Here is a 372-nt window from a genome sequence, read left to right as displayed (position 1 = left end):
CATATAGACGGAGTTCTGGCAGAGGATCCACCGGTGTATGTTGTGGAGCTGTATGATGTGGAAAATAATGGACTTTTTGCCATTTCTTCAAATGATACAAAACTTCCGGGAGTTACTTACAGGAAATTTAAAAGGAAAGCAGAGGAGATTCTGGGTGGTCAGAATTATCAGTATGAAGAAGGAAATGACCACATTATCATGACGTATCAGAAAGACGGAGTAACATATCAGACAGAAATTGTGCCGAAGTCAGATGGTGCAGATGCGTCTCACGTAAAAAATTATCATGTGTATCCTGCACAGGGGAAATTTGCATACCGGACGGTAACGGCTGATACGTATTACCTTTGCAGGCTCAAAATGACAACCAGG

The 372-nt window shown here is 41.9% G+C and carries 1 protein-coding gene; it reads left to right on the top strand.

Annotation, left to right across the window (positions count from 1 at the left end; translation table 11 throughout):
• Window positions 1-372: hypothetical protein (locus tag PZH32_RS11730; RefSeq protein WP_275208432.1), on the top strand; the 372-nt coding region annotated here is incomplete at both ends.

The organism is Adlercreutzia equolifaciens, from assembly GCF_029076695.1.
In the GTDB taxonomy this organism is placed as follows: Bacteria; Actinomycetota; Coriobacteriia; order Coriobacteriales; family Eggerthellaceae; genus Adlercreutzia; species Adlercreutzia equolifaciens_A.
This window is presented reverse-complemented; position numbering and strand designations above follow the sequence as displayed.